This window comes from Micromonospora sp. NPDC005206, from assembly GCF_040608175.1.
In the GTDB taxonomy this organism is placed as follows: Bacteria; Actinomycetota; Actinomycetes; order Mycobacteriales; family Micromonosporaceae; genus Micromonospora.
Map to the genome: position 1 here is coordinate 84,229 of NZ_JBEXHU010000023.1, position 17,109 is coordinate 101,337.

18 protein-coding genes are annotated in these 17,109 nt (G+C 74.0%); 12 read left to right on the plus strand and 6 right to left on the minus strand.

Going from position 1 to position 17,109, the window contains the following annotated elements:
* Window positions 1-62: 62 nt before the first annotated feature.
* The 4 genes from ABZU69_RS29975 to ABZU69_RS29990 form a co-directional block, all read right to left on the minus strand.
* A complete protein-coding gene (locus ABZU69_RS29975) occupies window positions 63-791 on the minus strand; it encodes an ATP-binding protein (RefSeq protein ID WP_354967661.1) in 729 nt (242 codons plus the stop codon).
* A gap of 107 nt (window positions 792-898) precedes the next feature.
* The gene (locus ABZU69_RS29980) at window positions 899-1,357 is read right to left on the minus strand and encodes a DUF4383 domain-containing protein (protein ID WP_354967662.1); all 459 of its coding nucleotides are present in this window, start codon (window positions 1,355-1,357) and stop codon (window positions 899-901) included.
* 81 nt (window positions 1,358-1,438) lie between these two features.
* Window positions 1,439-2,596 carry a glycosyltransferase gene (locus ABZU69_RS29985; RefSeq protein ID WP_354967663.1) on the minus strand — a complete coding sequence of 386 codons (1,158 nt, stop codon included), beginning with the start codon at window positions 2,594-2,596 and terminating at the stop codon, window positions 1,439-1,441.
* Between the two features lie 43 nt (window positions 2,597-2,639).
* Complete coding sequence (locus ABZU69_RS29990) at window positions 2,640-3,656, minus strand: glucosyl-3-phosphoglycerate synthase (protein ID WP_354967664.1); 1,017 nt, start codon at window positions 3,654-3,656, stop codon at window positions 2,640-2,642.
* Window positions 3,657-3,850: 194 nt separating this feature from the next.
* Here ABZU69_RS29990 and ABZU69_RS29995 point away from each other — a divergent pair, with 194 nt between their 5' ends.
* The 7 genes from ABZU69_RS29995 to ABZU69_RS30025 all read left to right on the plus strand — a co-directional run bounded on the left by ABZU69_RS29995 (window position 3,851) and on the right by ABZU69_RS30025 (window position 12,683).
* Window positions 3,851-4,861 (plus strand): Gfo/Idh/MocA family oxidoreductase, encoded by a 1,011-nt coding sequence (locus ABZU69_RS29995; protein WP_354967665.1) that lies wholly within the window; start codon window positions 3,851-3,853, stop codon window positions 4,859-4,861.
* Entirely contained in the window at window positions 4,854-5,942 is a 1,089-nt protein-coding gene (locus ABZU69_RS30000; protein ID WP_354967666.1) for a zinc-binding dehydrogenase, read from the plus strand. Before ABZU69_RS29995 ends, ABZU69_RS30000 begins: the two co-directional genes overlap by 8 nt.
* Window positions 5,943-5,994: 52 nt before the next feature.
* Entirely contained in the window at window positions 5,995-7,746 is a 1,752-nt protein-coding gene (locus ABZU69_RS30005; RefSeq protein ID WP_354967667.1) for an ABC transporter ATP-binding protein, read from the plus strand.
* A gap of 85 nt (window positions 7,747-7,831) precedes the next feature.
* Window positions 7,832-10,123 (plus strand): accessory Sec system translocase SecA2, encoded by a 2,292-nt coding sequence (gene secA2 / locus ABZU69_RS30010; RefSeq protein ID WP_354967668.1) that lies wholly within the window; start codon window positions 7,832-7,834, stop codon window positions 10,121-10,123.
* A gap of 188 nt (window positions 10,124-10,311) precedes the next feature.
* The gene (locus ABZU69_RS30015) at window positions 10,312-11,052 is read left to right on the plus strand and encodes a GAF and ANTAR domain-containing protein (RefSeq protein ID WP_354967669.1); all 741 of its coding nucleotides are present in this window, start codon (window positions 10,312-10,314) and stop codon (window positions 11,050-11,052) included.
* A gap of 165 nt (window positions 11,053-11,217) precedes the next feature.
* Window positions 11,218-11,721: a DUF2231 domain-containing protein gene (locus tag ABZU69_RS30020; RefSeq protein WP_354967670.1), complete on the plus strand. Its 504-nt coding sequence runs from the start codon at window positions 11,218-11,220 to the stop codon at window positions 11,719-11,721.
* A gap of 203 nt (window positions 11,722-11,924) precedes the next feature.
* Window positions 11,925-12,683 carry a class I SAM-dependent methyltransferase gene (locus tag ABZU69_RS30025; RefSeq protein WP_354967671.1) on the plus strand — a complete coding sequence of 253 codons (759 nt, stop codon included), beginning with the start codon at window positions 11,925-11,927 and terminating at the stop codon, window positions 12,681-12,683.
* Window positions 12,684-12,704: 21 nt separating this feature from the next.
* Here ABZU69_RS30025 and ABZU69_RS30030 read toward each other — a convergent pair whose 3' ends face one another.
* The gene (locus tag ABZU69_RS30030; RefSeq protein WP_354967672.1) at window positions 12,705-13,655 is read right to left on the minus strand and encodes a DUF3500 domain-containing protein; all 951 of its coding nucleotides are present in this window, start codon (window positions 13,653-13,655) and stop codon (window positions 12,705-12,707) included.
* 32 nt (window positions 13,656-13,687) lie between these two features.
* A complete protein-coding gene (locus ABZU69_RS30035) occupies window positions 13,688-14,080 on the minus strand; it encodes an ankyrin repeat domain-containing protein (RefSeq protein ID WP_354967673.1) in 393 nt (130 codons plus the stop codon).
* A 63-nt stretch (window positions 14,081-14,143) separates the two neighbouring features.
* Here ABZU69_RS30035 and ABZU69_RS30040 point away from each other — a divergent pair, with 63 nt between their 5' ends.
* The 5 genes from ABZU69_RS30040 (at window position 14,144) to ABZU69_RS30060 (ending at window position 17,099) form a co-directional block, all read left to right on the plus strand.
* Window positions 14,144-14,521, plus strand: coding sequence for a signal peptidase I (locus ABZU69_RS30040; RefSeq protein ID WP_354967674.1), 378 nt, complete (start codon window positions 14,144-14,146; stop codon window positions 14,519-14,521).
* A 109-nt stretch (window positions 14,522-14,630) separates the two neighbouring features.
* The gene (locus tag ABZU69_RS30045; RefSeq protein WP_354967675.1) at window positions 14,631-15,086 is read left to right on the plus strand and encodes a cysteine dioxygenase family protein; all 456 of its coding nucleotides are present in this window, start codon (window positions 14,631-14,633) and stop codon (window positions 15,084-15,086) included.
* A 43-nt stretch (window positions 15,087-15,129) separates the two neighbouring features.
* Complete coding sequence (locus tag ABZU69_RS30050; protein WP_354967676.1) at window positions 15,130-15,618, plus strand: rhodanese-like domain-containing protein; 489 nt, start codon at window positions 15,130-15,132, stop codon at window positions 15,616-15,618.
* Between the two features lie 51 nt (window positions 15,619-15,669).
* Window positions 15,670-16,233, plus strand: a complete 564-nt coding sequence (locus ABZU69_RS30055; protein ID WP_354967677.1) for a winged helix-turn-helix domain-containing protein — start codon at window positions 15,670-15,672, stop codon at window positions 16,231-16,233.
* Window positions 16,234-16,493: 260 nt separating this feature from the next.
* Window positions 16,494-17,099 (plus strand): winged helix-turn-helix domain-containing protein, encoded by a 606-nt coding sequence (locus ABZU69_RS30060; protein WP_354967678.1) that lies wholly within the window; start codon window positions 16,494-16,496, stop codon window positions 17,097-17,099.
* Window positions 17,100-17,109: the final 10 nt, after the last annotated feature.

Genomic DNA, 17,109 nt, shown 5'->3' on the forward strand with positions numbered 1-17,109 from the left:
AACCAGGGCAGAGCGGCAATTTCAGTCAGTTCGCCAGAGGTTGGCGGAACCACCCGGAACGCTCACGTTGCCGGCACCATCGCCCAGACCGCCTTGCCCTGGCCGGCCGGCACGCTGCCCCACCGCTGAGCCAGCTCCCGAACCAGCAGCAGCCCGCGCCCACCCTCGGCGCGCAGGTCCGCCTCGGCCGGCCGGGCCGCCGCCCGGCTGCCGTCCACCACGGCCAGGTGCAGGTACGGCCGGCGCAGGGTCACCGTCACCTGCATCGGCGTGCCCGCGTGCCGGACCACGTTGCCGACGAGCTCACTGAGCACCAGTGCGGCCGGGCCGGCGGCATCGGGAAGGTTCCACCGCGTGCACGCGTCGACGACCAGCTCCCGAGCCCGCCGGCAGGCCTCGGCCACCGGCTCCAGCCGGGCCTGCAACCGGGGCGGGGCGGCGGCGCCGGCCACCCGGGTCGCCTCTTCGCAGTCCCGGGACACCGGAACCACCCGGCACGCGGTCGACTCGGCCAGCCAACGCGCGGCGGCCGGCGGTGGCGCGCAGAGCACCACCGGCACGGCCGGCCACTCCGCGGCCCGCCGGGCCGTCGCGGCGAAGACGGACAGCGCCAGCCGGTCCCGGACGGTGACCTCGGCGAGGTCGACCACCAGCGCATCCGGTTGAGCGGCCAGCACCCGGTCCAACACGCGGTGCACCGACCGCATGGTGCCCAGGTCCAGCGGACCGCAGAGCCGGACGACCGCCACCGGTGCGGTGTCGCTCACCTCCCAGGTGATCCGGCTGGACATGGACCCTCACCTCGCTGATGTGTCGGGACCTGCGAACTACCCGAGGCGCACCACGGTCAAACCGGACCTACGGGCCGGGCGAGGCAGGTCACGGGTGACGCGGCCGGTCAGGGACGGGCACGGCCGGTCAGCACGCCCAACGCGATCATGCCGACGCCGAGGCCGAGGTGCAGCCAGTCGTCGGCGTCGTTGACCGGCAGCACGTTCGCCCCGGTGTCGTGGTCCACCGCGAGGCCGTACAGCCACAACACCAGGTAGACGGCGCCGCCGCCGACGAGGAACGCCCGCGCGCCGCCGACCGTCCGGGCCAGCACCAGGCCGGCCACCCCGAACAGCAGGTGCACCAGGTTGTGCAGCACCGACACCTGGAACACGCCGAACAGGTACGCGCCCGAGCCGTGACCGGCGAACCGGAGATCGGACGTGCCGCTGGTGATCCCCGGGACGAAGCCGAGCACGCCGATCAGCAGGAACAGCACCGCCACGGTCCCGGCGGCCCGTCGTACCGGTGGCTTGCCGTCGGCCGGATTGTGCCGGGCCCGGGAGTGCGCCATCGGTCCGACCATCACCGACTCCTCGCTGCGGGGCGGGCGTGAGCGCTGCGGGCTACCCGTCGCCGCCGATCGCAAACCCGTCGGAGGCGCCGGTCAGACCGGTTGCAGGCGCGGCGCGCTGGCCGGCTGGCGGACCCGCTGATACAGCTCGACGTACCGCTGAGCCATCACCGCCGGGGTGAACCGCTGCGCGGCCACCCGACGGCACTCGTCGGCGTCGAGCAGCTCGGCGGCCAGCACCAGCTCACCCAGTTCCTCCTCGTCGGCGGTGAGCAGCCCGGTGCGACCGTGCTCGATCAGCTCCGGCAGGCACCCCCGGGCCGTCGCCACCACCGGCGTGCCCAGGGCGAGCGACTCGACCACCGCCGTGCCGCCCGGCTCCTCCCAGCGCAGCGGGAACAGCGAGGCGCGGGCGCTGGCGAGCAGGTCGTCACGCTCCTGACCGGCCACGGTGCCGACCCAGCGGACCAGGTCACCGTCGACGTGGGGCGCCACCTCGTCGAGGAAGAACCGCACGTCCGGGTTCTGCCGGGCCTCGTCGCCGGCCGCGGCCAGGTCGGCCGGGCGGTGGTAGGGGCCGACAGGCCCGGCCAGCACCAGCGGGAAACCGACCTGGTGAGCGAGTCGGGCGCCCACGTCCTGCCCCTTGCCCGGGTTGATCCGGCCGAGGATGAGCAGGTGCTCGCCCTTCTCCGGGAGGGACCGCCGGTCGGCGTCCACGGCCAGCGGGGTGGACAGGTGCACGTGCCCCACCGAGTGCTCGCGGAGCGCCTGCGGGGCCCGGGCCAGCTGGGACGCGGACACACCGTTGACGCGGACCCGCTCGCCGCCGTCCAGGCTGCCGTAGAGCGCGGGGTGCTTGGCCAGGTCCCAGTGCAGGGTGTGCAGGGTCGGCGGGCCGCTCGGCCCCATCGCCGTGAGGGTGGCCAGCCCGACCGCCTCCACGTGATCGTGCACCAGGTCGATGTCGTCGCGGGCGTGCAGCTCGCGCACCACCCCGGCCAGGTGCGCCTGCGCGATCCCGCAGACCTGGTTGTACGGCCGCTGAAGCGCGGCGAACTGCCCGTCGGGAAACACCGACACCTTCTCGTCCACCGGCAGGCTGCTGCTCTCCACCGAGGCGAGCACCACCCGTACGCCGAGACGCCGCAGCTCCGGCACCAGAGTGGCGATAACGTTCTCGATGCCGCCGTAGCCCGGCGGCGGCACGGACAGCCACGGGCCGGCGTTCATCAGCACGGTGAGGCTCATCGGTCCCGGCCCTCCCATGCGCCCGACATGAACGCCCCGGCCCTCACGCCGCGGCCACCCGTCGGCGGGGCACCCGGTGGCGCAGCTCGGCCAGCGGCGGGCGCTCCTCGATGGACACGTCGCTGACCACGATCTCGCGGTCGAGGTTCGGCAGCGTGTCGGAGCCGCCGCGGCGGAACTGGGTCAGCAGCACCTCCGGTGACATGCCGGGGATCGCCCAGCCACGCCGTTGCAACCGGGCCCAGGCGGTCAGCATGATCTGTGCCGACATCCGGCCGAGCGCCGCCGTGTCCTGGTGCCGGTGCTTGCGTTCACCGAGGTCGACCTGCGCCAACGCGTCCAGGCCGACCAGGTCGAGCAGATCGATCAGCATCGCCGTCTCCACTCCGTACCCGGAGACGAACGGCACCTGGGCCAGCACCTCGCGCCGGCCGGCGTACTCGCCGGCGAGCGGCTGGACGAAGCCGGCCAGCTCGGGCCAGAAGAGGTTGAGCAGCGGTCGCGCCATCAACTCGGTAACGCGGCCGCCGCCGTCCGGCTCGACGCTGGCGGTGCCCACCAGTGGCCGGTGGTAGAAGCCCTTCACGAATTCCACCGACGGGTCGGTCAGCAGTGGGCCGAGCAGCCCGCTCACGAAGTGCGGCCGGAACTCCCGCAGGTCGGCGTCGATGAACGCCACCACGTCCCCCTCCGCGGCGGCCAGGCCGGCCCAGAGCGCGTCGCCCTTGCCGGTGAGCCGAGGCAGCCCCCGGGTCATCTCGTCCTGGCTGACCACCTCCGCGCCGGCGGCCCGGGCCACCTGCGCGGTGCGGTCGGTCGACCGCGAGTCCACCACGATCAGCTCGTCGACCAGGGCGACCCGATCCATCAGGTGCTCCCGGATGGTCGCCACGATCGCACCGACGGTGGCCTCCTCGTTGTGCGCCGGCAGCACGACGCTGACCCGGCTCTGCCCCTTGGCACGCAGCAGCCGGCGTGCCGGCCACGCCGCCGCCGACGTCGTCCGGTACGTGGCCCACGCCTCCACCACCGGTGACACGCTCGATGTCGTATCCCGCACGGGCACCCCTTTTGAATCGTGGGCGGATAACCGAGGTTGGTTGTTCCCATTCCCCACCATGCGCTAACCGCCTCCAGCGAACAGCTTGATCACAGGGGTGACCTCGCCGCGTTCCCGGGGGATGAACGTTTGATTGCGCTCACCCCGGGGGACTGCTCCCATCGAAGATGAAACGCTCTCGAAGGGCTTGTCGAATGCGTGTATGCCGGGTGGGTCTGGTGGGCGCCGGTGGAGTGGCACAGCGGCACGCCCGCGTGCTCGCGGGGTTCGATGACGTCGAGCTGATCGGCGTGACCGACGTGGCCCCGGAGGCGGCGTCGGCGCTGGTCGCGCAGCACGCCGGCCGAGCCTGCGCCGACGTCGCCGAGCTGCTGGCCGCCGGTCCGGACGCAGTCTACGTCTGCGTGCCACCGTTCGCGCACGGCCCGGCCGAGGAAGCGGTGATCGACGCCGGTGTGCCGTTGTTCGTGGAGAAGCCCGTCGCGATCGACCTGGTGACCGCCGAGCGGATCGCCGATCTGATCGCCCGGCGCGGGCTGCGTACCGCCGTCGGACACCACTGGCGCTACCTGAGCGTGCTCGATCAGGCCCGCGAGCTGCTCGCCGACCGTCCGGTGCGGATGGTCAGCGGCTCCTGGCTGGACAAGGTGCCGCCGGTGGCCTGGTGGTCGCGGCGGGACCGCTCCGGCGGCCCGGTGGTCGAGCAGGCCGCGCACGTGCTGGACCTGATCCGCGCGCTGGTCGGCGAGGTCACCGAGGTCACCGCGTACGGCAACGGCACACCGCCGCCGGTGGACGGCGCCGACATCGACTCGGTGACCACCGCCACGTTGCGCTTCGCCGGCGGCGCGGTCGGCACGCTCAGCGCGGCCTGCGTGCTGGGCTGGAAGCACCGGGCCGGGCTGGAGATCCTCGCCGACGGGCTGGCTATGTCGATCACCGAGGACGGCCTGCTGATCCGCGACAGCGACGGTGAGCGGCACCTGCCCGCCGGTCCGGAGGCCGCCCGGGTAGCGGTCGACCGCGCCTTCATCGACGCGGTGCGCGGCATCGGCGACGACGTGCGCGTCCCGTACGCCGAGGCGTTGGGCACCCAGCGGCTGGCCCTCGCGGTGGCCGACTCGGCCCGCACCGGCGAGACCGTGCGGCTCACCACACCCGTCGGGCCGACGGTGCTCGCGACCGGCGTGACCGTCGATGCGTGACAGGGTCGTGGTGGTCTCCGCCCCCGGCCGGGTGGAACTGGTCGAGCAGGACGCCGCCCCGCCGCGCCCCGGCACCTTCCGGGTCGAGACGCTGTTCAGCGGCGTCTCCGCCGGCACCGAACTGAGCTACGTCAAAGGCACCAACCCATACCTGCACGTCACCTGGAACGCCGACCTGGGGCTGTTCCAGCCGGGCGGGGCGAGCACCCCGTACCCGGTGACCCGGCTGGGCTACATGCAGGTCGGCCGGGTGGTGGAGAGCGCCACCCCGGCGGTCGCGGTGGGCGTGGTGGGTGCGATGACGTACGGGCACCGCACCGGCTGGCTGGCCGACCCGGTCGCCGAACGGTTCGTGCCGCTCCCCGACGACCTGGACCCGCTGCTCGGCGTCTACGTCGCGCACATGGGCCCGATCTGCGCCAACGGTCTGCTGCACGCCGCCGCCGACCTGTACGGCGCGGGCGTCCGCTCGCTGGGCGACGGGGTGCGCGGCCGGCGGGTCGCGGTGGTCGGCGCCGGGGTGGTGGCGCTGCTGACCGCGCTGTTCGCCCGGCGGCACGGCGCCGCCTCGGTGATGGTGCTCGACCCCACCCCGCAGCGCCGGCAGGTCGCCGAGGCGCTCGGCCTGGAAACCCTCGACCCGGGCTCGGACGATCCGGCTGCGGTGCTCAAGACCCGCTGGGCGCACACCGCCGGCGACCGCGGCGCCGACGTGGTGTTCCAGTGCCGGGGGCAGGCGTGGGCGTTGCAACTCGCGCTGCGGCTGCTGCGGCCACAGGGCACCGTGATCGACCTCGCCTTCTACCAGGGCGGCGCGGACGCGGTCCGGTTCGGCGAGGAGTTCCACCACAACGGGCTGTCGCTGCGCTGCGCGCAGATCGGTCGGGTGCCGCGCGGGCTCGCGCCCACCTGGGACCGGGAGCGGCTCTCCGCCGAGACCGTCGACCTGCTCCGGGCGTACGGGGACGTGATCCGCAAGCACCTGATCTCGGCGGTGGTGCCGTTCGACGAGGCGCCCACCCTGCTCACCGACCTGGCCGAGTGCCGCCGCCACGAGCTTCAGGTGGTGCTGACCGGCTGATCCGGCGCCGGAGCGGGCTTCCCGGGTGACCGGGCGGGCTACCGTTCCCGCCATGAGCACCCCTGACGCCCGGCCCGTCGGCCTGGCCGCGCTGCTGCCGTACCTGCGTGAGCACCGCGGCACGCTCGCCGTGGTGGGCGCCCTGTCGCTGGCCGGTGCGGCGGCATCGCTCGCCCAGCCGCTGCTCACCCGGTCGGTGCTCGACCGGGTGAGCGCCGGCGGCGCGGTGACCGACCTGGTGGCGGTGCTGGTGGTGCTGGTGGTGCTCGGCGCGGCGGTCGGCGGGCTGCGCGACTACCTGCTGCAGCGCACCGCCGAGGGGCTGGTGCTGGGCACCCGGCGGCGGCTGGCCGGGCACCTGCTGCGGCTGCCCATCGCCGAGTACGACAGCCGGCGCACCGGCGACCTGCTCTCCCGGGTGGGTTCGGACACCACCCTGCTGCGCGCGGTGGTCACCTCCGGGTTGTTCGAGACGGTCACCGGGGCGGTGATGGTGCTCGGCGCGGGCACGGCGATGGTGCTGCTCGACCCGCTGCTGTTCGGTGTCACCCTGCTCGGTGTGGGGCTGGGGCTGGGCTTCGCGGCCACCTTCGCCCGGCGGGTCCGGGCGCTGGCCCGTGCCGCCCAGGAACGGATCGGCGAGATGACCTCGGCGGTGGAGCGGGCCATCTCGGCGGCCCGGACCATCCGGGCGAGCCGGGCCGAGGGCCGCGAGGCGGAGATCGTCACCGGCAGCGCCCGGTCGGCGTACGCGGCGGGGCTGCGGGTGGCCCGGGTGCAGGCGGTGGTCGGTCCGATCGGCTCGGTCACCGTGCAGGGCGCCTTCCTGCTGGTGCTCGGCATCGGCGGGGCCCGGGTGGCCGCCGGCGCGATCACCGTCGGCGACCTCGTCGCCTTCGTCATGTACCTGTTCTTCCTGGCCCTGCCTCTGGCCCAGGTGTTGCGCGCGTACACCCAGTTGCAGACCGGCCTGGGCGCGTTGCAGCGGATCGAGGAGATCCTGGCGGTGCCGGCGGAGGGCGGGGCGGACCGGCCGGTGGGAACCGGGGTGACGGCGACCCCGCGCCGCCCCGCCCCGATGATCGAGTTCGACCGGGTGGGGTTCGGCTACCCGGGCGGCGAAGCGGTGCTGCACGAGGTGAGCTTCGCGGTGCCGGCCGGCACCCGCACCGCCCTGGTGGGCCCGTCCGGCGCCGGAAAGTCGACCCTGCTGGCCCTGGTCGAACGCTTCTACGAGGTGAGCGCCGGTGCCGTCCGGCTGGACGGCAGGGACGTACGGGAGCTGCCCCGCGACGTGCTGCGGGCCCAGCTCGGATACGTCGAGCAGGAGGCCCCGGTGCTGGCCGGAACGCTGCGGGAGAATCTGCTGATCACCACCCCGGACGCCACCGACGACCGACTGCACGAGGTCCTCGACAAGGTCAACCTGGCTCATCTGGCGCAGCGGTCCCCGCAGGGCCTGGAGGTTCAGGTGGGCGAGGGTGGCGTGCTGCTCTCCGGGGGTGAGCGGCAGCGGCTGGCCATCGCCCGGGCGCTGCTGGCCGGCCCGCCGGTGCTGCTGCTCGACGAGCCGACCAGCAACCTCGACGCGCGCAACGAGGTCGCGCTGCGCCGCGCCATCGACGCGGTGGCCGTCCGCCGGACACTGTTGATCGTGGCGCACCGGCTCGCCACCGTGGTCGACGCCGACCAGATCGTCGTCCTCGACGGCGGTCGGGTGGTGGCCGTGGGCACCCACGCCGAGCTGACCGCCACCGACCCGCTCTACCGGGAGCTGGCCACCCATCAGCTGCTGGTCGGCTGACCCGGCGGCGTCGGCGTCGACATGCGGCCGGTGGCTGGGCGGCCGGGCGGCAAAAGCCGGTTCGAATCGCGTACCGTTGCCGCTCATGGGTGTGTCGCAACGGTTCAAGAGCAAGTTCCGGCGGTTCCTCCAGCGCCCGGGCTCGACGGTGGATCTTGCTCCGCTGGAGAAACTGCTGCCGGCGATCGAGGCGCGCGAGGATGACCTCGCCGCGCTGGACGACGCCGAGTTGACCGAGGCCGCCGGCGCGGCGACCGACTACGAGGAGATCTGCGCGGTCGGTCGGGAGGCCGCCCGCCGCGGCCTCGACCAGCGGCCGTACGACGTGCAGCTGCTCGGCGCGATGTCGCTGCTGTCCGGCAAGGTCGCCGAGATGGCCACCGGTGAGGGCAAGACCCTGACCGCCGCGATCGCCGCGTACGGGCACGTCCGGCTCGGAAACGGGCCGGTGCACGTGCTCACCGTCAACGACTACCTGGCCCGCCGCGACGCCCAGTGGATGGAGCCGGTCTACACCCTGCTCGGCCTGAGCGTCGGCTGGGTCAACGAGGCCTCCACCCCTCAGGAGCGGCGCGACGCGTACGCCTGTGACGTCACCTACGTCTCGGTCAGCGAGGCGGGCTTCGACTACCTGCGCGACCAGCTGGTCACCGACGTGGCCGACCGGGTGCAGCCGCCGCTGGCCACCGCGATCGTGGACGAGGCCGACTCGATCATGATCGACGAGGCCCGGGTGCCGATGGTCCTCGCCGGCTCGGTGCCGGGCGAGCAGGACCCGGTGCACGCCGCCGCCGCGCTGGTGCGCGGGCTGCGCAGGGGCAAGCACTACACGATCCCCGAGGACGGGCGCAGCGTGGCGTTCACCGCCGCCGGCCTGGCCGCCGTCGAGGCCAAGCTCGGCATCGACCTGTACGACGAGGAGCACGTCGCACAGCTCTCCGCGGTCAACGTGGCGCTGCACGCGCACGCCCTGCTGCACCGCGACGTGGACTACATCGTCCGGGACGGCTCGGTCGAGCTGATCGACGAGATGCGCGGCCGGGTGGCCCAGCGCCGCCGCTGGCCGGACGGGCTCCAGGCGGCGGTCGAGGCCAAGGAGGGCTTGGACGCCACCGCCGAGGGTGAGGTGCTGGGCACCATCGCCATGCAGGCGTACATCGCGCTCTACCCGAAGGTCTGCGGGATGACCGCCACCGCGGTGCTGGTCGGCGACCAGCTGCGGGAGTTCTTCGGCCTCGAGGTGGCGGTGATCCCGCCGAACACCCCGTGCGTGCGCGAGGACGAGCCGGACCGCATCTACGCCACCCGGGCGGAGAAGGACGAGGCGCTGATCGACGAGATCCGCCGCTGCCACGAGGCGGGGCGGCCGGTGCTGGTCGGCACGCTGGACGTCAAGGAGTCCGAGGGGCTGGCCGCCGGGCTGAACGCGGCCGGGGTGCCCTGCGTGGTGCTGAACGCCAAGAACGACGACGAGGAAGCGGCGATCATCGCCGAGGCTGGCGCGTACGGCGCGGTGACGGTCTCCACCCAGATGGCCGGCCGTGGCGTGGACATCCGGCTCGGCGGCAGCGACCAGGTTGACCAGGAGCGGGTGTCCGAGCTGGGCGGTCTATACCTGATCGGCAGCGGCCGGCACGACAGCCGTCGGGTGGACGACCAGCTGCGTGGCCGGGCCGGCCGGCAGGGCGACCCGGGTGGCTCGGTCTTCTTCGTCAGCCTGGAGGACGACCTGGTCGTCCGGCACGCCGCCGACGCCGTGCCGGCGTCGCCGCGGATGAATGCGGACGGCCTGGTCACCGACGACCAGGTGGACTACGCGGTGGAGCACGCCCAGCGGGTCGCCGAGGGCGTCAACCACGAGATCCACCGCAACACGTGGCGCTACAGCGTGGTGATCGAGCAGCAGCGCAAGGCCCTCGCCCTGCGTCGGGAGCGGCTGCTGACCAGCGACGTGGCCGCGCTGATGCTGCTCGACAAGATGCCCGAGAAGGCCGGCGAGATGGACGAGGACGTGCTCGCCCGGGCGGCCCGGTCGATCGCGCTCTACCACCTGGACCGGCTCTGGGCGGAGCACCTGGCCGAGCTGTCCGAGGTCCGCGAGGGCGTGCACCTGCGCGCGCTGGGCCGGCTCGACCCGCTGGACGAGTTCCACCGCTCCGCGGTGCCGGCGTTCAACAACCTGGTGCCGGAGATCGAGGCCCGCACCCTCGCCACGTTCGCCGAGACCGAATTTGACGAGGACTGGGACCCGGACGACGGCGCGCTGGTCCGGCCGACCGCCACCTGGACGTACCTGGTGCACGACAACCCGTTCGGCTCCGAGCTGGACCGGCTGATCGCGGCGATCGGGCGGCGGCTCAGCGGCGCTCCGCGCTGACGCGACGGCTCAGCGGCTTTCGGGGTCCCTGTTGCGCGTACGCGCAACAGGGACCCCGATTTACGCCGTTTCGACCCGGGTTTGCGAGGGTAGTAGGGCTGGTCGGTCCAGTCCGGGAGAGAGCAGACGATGACACAGGTGACGAGGCTCGCTGGGTGTGCGCGGGGGCGTACGGGGGCTGTGGACCGGTGAACCTGGACACGCGGGAGCCGGTGCTGCAGAGCCTCGGTGTGCTGGAGACCGCCGTGCTGCTGCGCGAGCTCACCGCCGGCCTGATCACGCTGACCGATTTCGATGAGGCGCTGCTGGCGCTGGTCCGGGTCACCCGGGACGCGGTCGCCGGCGTGCGCTGGTGCGGGTTCACGGCCCTGCGCGCGGGCGAGCCCGCCGGGGTGGCCGCCTCCGACGAGCGGCTCGCCGGCCTGGACGACCTGCGGAACGGGCCCGACTCGCCGGCGATGAGCGCGATCCGGCGCCGGGAGATGATCCTCGCCGTCGACCTGGCCGGGGAGCCACGGTGGCCGGCCTGGACGGCGCGCGCCCGCGACCTCGGGGTCCGCGGCGTGATCTCCGCGCCGGTCGACATCGACGACCAGGTGATCGGGGCGATCAACCTGTACGCCGCCGCGCCGGACCTGCTCACCCCGCAGCACCAGTTGACCGCGATGCTGCTCGCCGAGCACGCCGGCCTGCTGCTGGCCGCCGTCCGGGACCGGGGCCGCCAGCTCGCCCTCGCCGGTGAGCGGGACGCCGCGCTGCTGCACGAGGGGGTGGTGGGGCAGGCCGTCGGCGTGATCATGACGCAGCGCGGGTGCCCGCCGGCCGAGGCGCTGGAGGTGTTGCGTACCGCCGCGTCCTCGTTGGCCATCCCGCTGCGCGAGGTCGCTGAGCGCCTGGTCCGGACGGTCTCCCGGCAACGCGACACCTGACCCAGCCGGCCCGCGCCCTGCCTGCTTCCGGCAGTCCGGCGTCGAGGGCGCGGCCGGGGCGCCCGTTCTCCCGGTCGGTGGCGAGTCCGATGGCGTTGTTTCGCCGTTGTAAGGCTCGGGTAGCACTCTGGTACTGGTGAGCTGCGCCGACCCGGGGGAGGACCGATGCAGAGCCGGCTGCGGGTGCAGGGGCACCCCATCCAACCGATGCTGGTGACGTTCCCGCTCGGGCTCTTCGTCAGCGCCACCGTCTTCGATCTCACCGACGTCATCGGTGGGCCGGCCTTCCTGGGCGAGGTCGGCTACTGGACCGGCGTCGCCGCCCTGTTCGCCGCCGCGATGACCGCGATCGCCGGAATGGTCGACCTGTGGGACGTGCCGGGTGACCGCACCCGCCGCACCGCCGTCGCCTTCAACCTGGTGAACGCGACGATGGCGGGCATGTTCCTGCTCACCTGCCTGATCCGGGCGCACTCCCCGCAGCGTGGCGCGTCAGCCGCGATCCTGTTCACCGAGCTGGTCGCGCTGGCCGTCGGCGGGGTCGGCGTGCACCTGGGCGCCCGGCTGATGCGCCAGTTCGACGGGCCGCGCCGTACCGAGGCGGGCACGTTCGACGCGCTCGGCGGCGTGGCCGGCTCCACCGCCGAGGTCGTCCGCCCTCGCCCCTGACGCGACCCGCGCACGCACGGCGCTCGGCATGATCGACTCGGTGTCGGCGATGTCGCGGTGTCCCGGCCCGAGGGATGCCCCGCTGTCGGCGATACGGAGTGGATCACCGCGTTGCGCGGCCGGCCAGGCGAGCGGGCGGCGAGCGGACGGCGCGGCGGCAAATGCGTTGCCAGCGGTGGGGGCGGCCGGCGAGGCTGGCCGGCGTGGAAACTGAGCGCGACGTCGAGGACCTGATCGCGGAAGCGGCCGCCGAGCCGGTCGACGGCTGGGGCTTCGACTGGCTGGCCGGTCGGGCCACCGAGGAACGCCCACCCTGGGGGTACGCCCGGTTGGTCGCCGACCGGATGGCGCACGCCGACGCGGCGCTAGACGTGGACACCGGCGGTGGCGAGGTGCTCGCCGAGGTCCCCCGGCCACCACGGCTGCTGACGGCCACCGAGGGCTGGCCGCCCAACGTCGAGGTCGCCCGGCGCACCCTGCGCCGGGTCGGCGCGACGGTGGTGGCGGTGACCCCGGCCGCGCCGCTGCCGTTCCGCGACGCCTCCTTCGACCTGGTGGTCAGCCGGCACCCGGTCCGCACCGACTGGGCCGAGACGGCCCGGGTGCTGCGTCCGGGCGGCACGTTCCTGTCCCAGCAGATCGGGCCGGGCACCATGCGGGAGGTGAGCGAGGCGATGCTCGGCCCGCTGCCGCCGCCGACCCAGCGGCACCCCGAGCAGGCTGTCGCCGCCGCCCGGGCCGCCGGCCTGACCGTGGTGGACCTGCGCCGGGCCACACTGCGGGCGGTCTTCCACGACATCGGCGCGGTGGTCTGGTTCCTGCGCAAGGTGATCTGGACGGTGCCCGACTTCACTGTGGACCGCTACCGGCCACAGCTGCGAGCCCTGCACCACCGGATCACCACCGAGGGCCCGTTCGTGGCCCACGCCCACCGCTTCCTCATCGAAGCCACCCACCCCTGACCCACCACCGGTCAGAGCCGGTCAGTGGGGGTCGGTCTGGTGGTGGGCGGCCAGGACGTCGGCGCCGAAGTCGCTCGCCGGGCGGCGGAGCACGGTGTGCGCGTGGTTGCCGTTCTCGGTGGTGTTGTCGTACTCGATCAGCAGGTCGTCGCCCTGCACCCGGTAGTAGTGCCGCTGCCCGGGGCGGGTCGGGCCGGCCCAGGCGAAGTGCAGCTGGCCGCCGTCGAGCCGGCGTGCCTCCCGGATCGCCAGCTCCGGTGACAGCCGGTCCAGGTACAGCGCGACCACCTGGTCGAGCAGCGCCCGGCCGGTGGGCCCCAGTCGGCTCGCCGGCACGCCGAGCGGCTCCAACGGGGTGTCGACACGCCCGCGGGTGGCGCTGATGATGTCCGCCGGGGCCTCGTCGGCGATGATCGCTGCGGCCCGCTCGGCCGGGCCGATCGCGTCGAGCAGCGCGCGGGCCAGGTCCTCCTCGGGGCCGAGTGGCCGCGAGACCGGCCGGCCGGCGTACCGGACCGCCGCCGGGTTGGCGCCGAAGAAGACCGGGGCGGGGGAGACCTGGTCGTCCACCACGGTCATGCTCACCGACAGGTGGTGGCCCTCCAGCCGCCACGCCCAGCGGTCGTCGTGTTCCGGATCGCCGAACACCGCGATCCAGTAGTCGCCGCTGTGCCGCCCCCGCTGCCAGCCCTCGGCCCGGTCCAGCACCTCCTCCAGCGCGACGATCGCCATGGCCTGCGCGTACGCCGAGGGGCTGAGCGCGGTGGCCAGCAGCCGGTGCGCGGCCTTGCGCCCGGCGATGTCCAGCTCCGCCAGGCAGGCGCCGGGGCGGGGCCGGGGCCGGTACTCCAGCCAGCGTCGGGCCGTCTCGTCGTCGAACGGGTGCACGGCGCGGTCACGGGCCGTCGCGTCGAGCGCGGCCAGCAGCGCGGAGCCGGCGGCGCGCATCTGCTCGGGCAGGGGATCTTCCACCGACCCTGTATACCGGGCTGGCGGGGCCGGTGTCAGCCGGCCCGCAGCAGCTCCGTCATCTCCGGCAGGTCGAAGAACTGCGCGGTCTCCGCCGCGGACGGGTTGCCGTGCGCGGGGTCGGCGCCGGCGGCGAGCAGCGCGCGAACCGCGTCGGTGCTGCTGCGGAAGACCGCGGCGGCCAGTGCCGTCTGGCCCCGGTCGTTGATCCTGGAGTGGTCGGCGCCGCGAGCCAGCAGGGCGGCGACGGTGTCCGGGTGCGCGTGGTACGCGGCCAGGATCAGCAGCGTGTCGCCCTTGTCGTTCGTCAGGTTCACCGGCAGGCCGGCGTCGACCTGGGCGGTCAGCTCCTCGGCTGAGCCCGAGCGGGCCAGGTCGAACATCCGGTGCGCGAACGCCAGCGTCTCGGCGTCGAGGTCCTCGGTCACCGGTCCAGGTTAGTCGCGTGGGCCCTGATAGGTTGCTCGGCCGGCGTGCTGGGGGAGGGTCCGATGGGTGAGACGGTGTACGTGGGCAACGCCGGTGTCGACGGCGCCGGCAACGCGGGATGGCTGCTCGGGCACTTCGCGCCGCCGGGGGAGGTCCGGCACAGCGCCGACGTCGAGGTGAAGTGGGGTGTGCACCCGCCCGGGGAGGCCCGCTCGCGGTGGGCGACCGGGGAACGGCGGACGACGCTGCTCGTGCTGATCGAGGGACGGTTCCGGGTGGAGCTTCCGGATCGGACGGTGCGGCTGGCGGCGTCGGGCGACTACGTGGTGTGGGCCCGGGGGGTGGACCACTCCTGGTACGCCGAGTACGCCTCGGTGGTGCTGACCGTGCGGTGGCCGTCGCTGCCCGGCTACCGGGTGGACCCGCCGGTCCTGCGCTGAGTCGGCGCCCTCGTGACCGGCGTCCCGCCTGCTGGAATTACCTACTAAACCTATAGGGTTTACCGGCTAGAGTACGGGGGCACCCGCCGACCGACCCGCGAGGACCGTCATGACCCACCGCCGCCCGGAGCCCGACCTGCTCGCCCTCGCAGCCCGTTGGGCCGATCCGTCCGACTGGCCGGTGACGCTGCGGTTCGACCCCGACGAGCGCTGGTACGCCCGGCTGGCCGCCGACGCCCAGCACGAGGTGTGGGCGCTGAGCTGGCTGCCCGGGCAGGGCACCGACCTGCACGACCACGGCGGCTCCGCCGGAGCGTTCCGGGTGGTCGCCGGGGCGCTCACCGAGGAGATCGTCGCCGGCGGTCGGCTGCGCCCACGCGTGCTGCCCGCCGGCGCCGGTCGCCGCTTCGGCCCCCGCCACGTCCACACGGTGACCAACCGGGGCACGACGCCGGCGGTCAGCGTGCACGTCTACCGGCCGGCGCCGCGCCGGATGACCCGTTACCACCTCCTCGACGGGCGGCTGCGGGTCGCCGAGGTCGCCGAGGCCGGCCGGTCCTGGTGACCGGACGGCCACCATCCACCCCCATTACCGGAAGGAACCGAGAATGCAGGTAACCGCCGAGCGCTGCCCGGCCCCCGTGCCGCCGCCGGGCTCCCGGGGCGTCGACGAGATCCTGGCCGCCGCGCGCGCCCGGCTCGACCGGCTGGACCCGGAGCGGGCGCACCTGGCCTACCGAGCCGGCGCGCTGCTGGTCGACATCCGCCCGACCGCTCAGCGGGCCGCACACGGCGTCGTGCCGGGGTCGCTCGCGGTCGAGCGCAACGTGCTGGAGTGGCGCTTCGACCCGCGCTGTCCGGCCCGCCTGCCACAGGCGGTCGACTACGACGTGCCGGTGGTGATCCTCTGCCAGGAGGGCTACACCTCGTCGCTCGCCGCGGCCGCCCTGCAGGACATCGGCCTGCACCGGGCCACCGACGTGGCCGGCGGCTTCGCCGCCTGGCGCATCGCCGGCCTGCCCGCTCTCGGCCCGACGCCGCTGCACCGCGCGTCCCCCCTCGCGTCCCCGGTCACCGCCGGCCCGGCACGCCGCTGACCGCCACGCCGCACCGGGCGTGGCGGGCGTACCGCCATCTCAGGAGGCACCATGTCCGTCGTCGCCATCCCCGCGCGCCCTCACCCGGCGCGCCGTCCCGACCGGGCCACGCCGGCCCGCCCGCGCACCGGCCCGACCCTGACCATCACCCTCGACCTCGCCCCGGGGCCGCTGAGCCCCCGGCTGACCCGGCTGGTGCAGCTGCTCGGCGAGTTGGCCGAGGCGGGGGAGGGCCGGCTGCGCACCGTCGCCGATGTCCCGCCGACGTCGCGACCGGCCCCCACCGACAGCGCGGAGCCGTCTGCCGCCGACGGGGACCAGGTGCGCATCCTGGCCGGCTCGCGGATGGTCCGCCGTGGCGACCGGGTCGTCCCGCTGACCCGCATCGAGTACGAGCTGCTGCTGTTCCTGGCAGAGCGGCCGCGCCGGGTCTTCACCCGCCTCCAGCTGCTGGCCAACGTCTGGGGTTACGAACACGCGGTTGCCCGGACGGTGGACGTGCACGTCCGCCGGCTGCGCGCCAAGCTGACCGGGGTGCCGGTCGTCACCACCGTCTACGGAGTGGGTTACCGGCTGGCCGACGAGTTGTGGATCAGCGTGGACCGCAACCGCTGAACATCCCTCGACTTTCAAATCCGCGGGCGGCGGAACGGGCGGCGGTGAACCGGACGGGGACCCCCGTATCGGGTCATCCGGGCGGCTCTGCTGTAATCATCTAGCCTCGTACGCAGAGCGAGCACGTGGCTCCGATGTGTTCGTCAATTGTCACATTCATGCAACGCAGCCGCCTCTTGACCCTCGCCCGGGCGCCGGGAAGCATCGATGAAGCGGCGTCCCGGGCCGTGGGGAGATACCCGGACCAGCCAAGGAGGACCATGTCGGTCAGCCCCGCCTCGTCGCGCGCCGGATGGCATACGTCCCAACCCGCGGTGCCCGGTCGACCGCCGGGCGGCCAGCGCCGCCCGGCGAACACCGCCGCGCCCGTGCTCACCGTGACGCTGTCCATCCCGCTGGCCTGCGAGGAGTCGCTGACACCGCCCGCACGCCGGCTGCTGGAGGCGGCCCGCGAGCTGCTGGAACGCGGCGAGGCTGTGATCACCAGCTCGGTCCCGGTCGAACGCCGCGCCGACGCGGTGCCGGCCAACCGGTCGCCGGCCCGAGCACTGAGCCCGACCATTCCCGCCCTGCACATCCTCGCCTCGTCCCGGTCGGTGCTGCGCGACGACGAGCCGCTGCCGCTGACTCGGCTGGAGTTCGACCTGCTGCTGCACCTGGTGGGGCATCCCCGCCGGGTCTTCACCCGACTGCAACTGCTCAACGCCGTCTGGGGCTACGAGCACGCCGGCGTCCGCACCGTCGACGTGCACGTGCGTCGGCTGCGCGGCAAGGTCGGCGTCGACGTCCCGCTGGTCACCACCGTCTACGGCGTGGGCTACCGGCTGGCCGACGACGCCCGGGTCACCATCGACCGCACCGGCTGACCGGCTGACC

Excerpts from the sequence above, each read along its gene's own strand:
- ABZU69_RS29995 (WP_354967665.1), top strand. The coding sequence starts at position 3,851 with ATGCGTGTATGCCGGGTGGGTCTGGTGGGCGCCGGTGGAGTGGCACAG.
- ABZU69_RS30050 (WP_354967676.1), top strand. The coding sequence starts at position 15,130 with ATGCAGGTAACCGCCGAGCGCTGCCCGGCCCCCGTGCCGCCGCCGGGC.
- ABZU69_RS30000 (WP_354967666.1), top strand. The coding sequence starts at position 4,854 with ATGCGTGACAGGGTCGTGGTGGTCTCCGCCCCCGGCCGGGTGGAACTG.
- ABZU69_RS30045 (WP_354967675.1), top strand. The coding sequence starts at position 14,631 with ATGACCCACCGCCGCCCGGAGCCCGACCTGCTCGCCCTCGCAGCCCGT.
- ABZU69_RS29980 (WP_354967662.1), bottom strand. The coding sequence starts at position 1,357 with ATGGTCGGACCGATGGCGCACTCCCGGGCCCGGCACAATCCGGCCGAC.
- ABZU69_RS29975 (WP_354967661.1), bottom strand. The coding sequence starts at position 791 with ATGTCCAGCCGGATCACCTGGGAGGTGAGCGACACCGCACCGGTGGCG.
- ABZU69_RS30060 (WP_354967678.1), top strand. The coding sequence starts at position 16,494 with ATGTCGGTCAGCCCCGCCTCGTCGCGCGCCGGATGGCATACGTCCCAA.
- ABZU69_RS30005 (WP_354967667.1), top strand. The coding sequence starts at position 5,995 with ATGAGCACCCCTGACGCCCGGCCCGTCGGCCTGGCCGCGCTGCTGCCG.
- ABZU69_RS30055 (WP_354967677.1), top strand. The coding sequence starts at position 15,670 with ATGTCCGTCGTCGCCATCCCCGCGCGCCCTCACCCGGCGCGCCGTCCC.
- ABZU69_RS30020 (WP_354967670.1), top strand. The coding sequence starts at position 11,218 with ATGCAGAGCCGGCTGCGGGTGCAGGGGCACCCCATCCAACCGATGCTG.
- secA2 (WP_354967668.1), top strand. The coding sequence starts at position 7,832 with ATGGGTGTGTCGCAACGGTTCAAGAGCAAGTTCCGGCGGTTCCTCCAG.
- ABZU69_RS30040 (WP_354967674.1), top strand. The coding sequence starts at position 14,144 with ATGGGTGAGACGGTGTACGTGGGCAACGCCGGTGTCGACGGCGCCGGC.
- ABZU69_RS29985 (WP_354967663.1), bottom strand. The coding sequence starts at position 2,596 with ATGAGCCTCACCGTGCTGATGAACGCCGGCCCGTGGCTGTCCGTGCCG.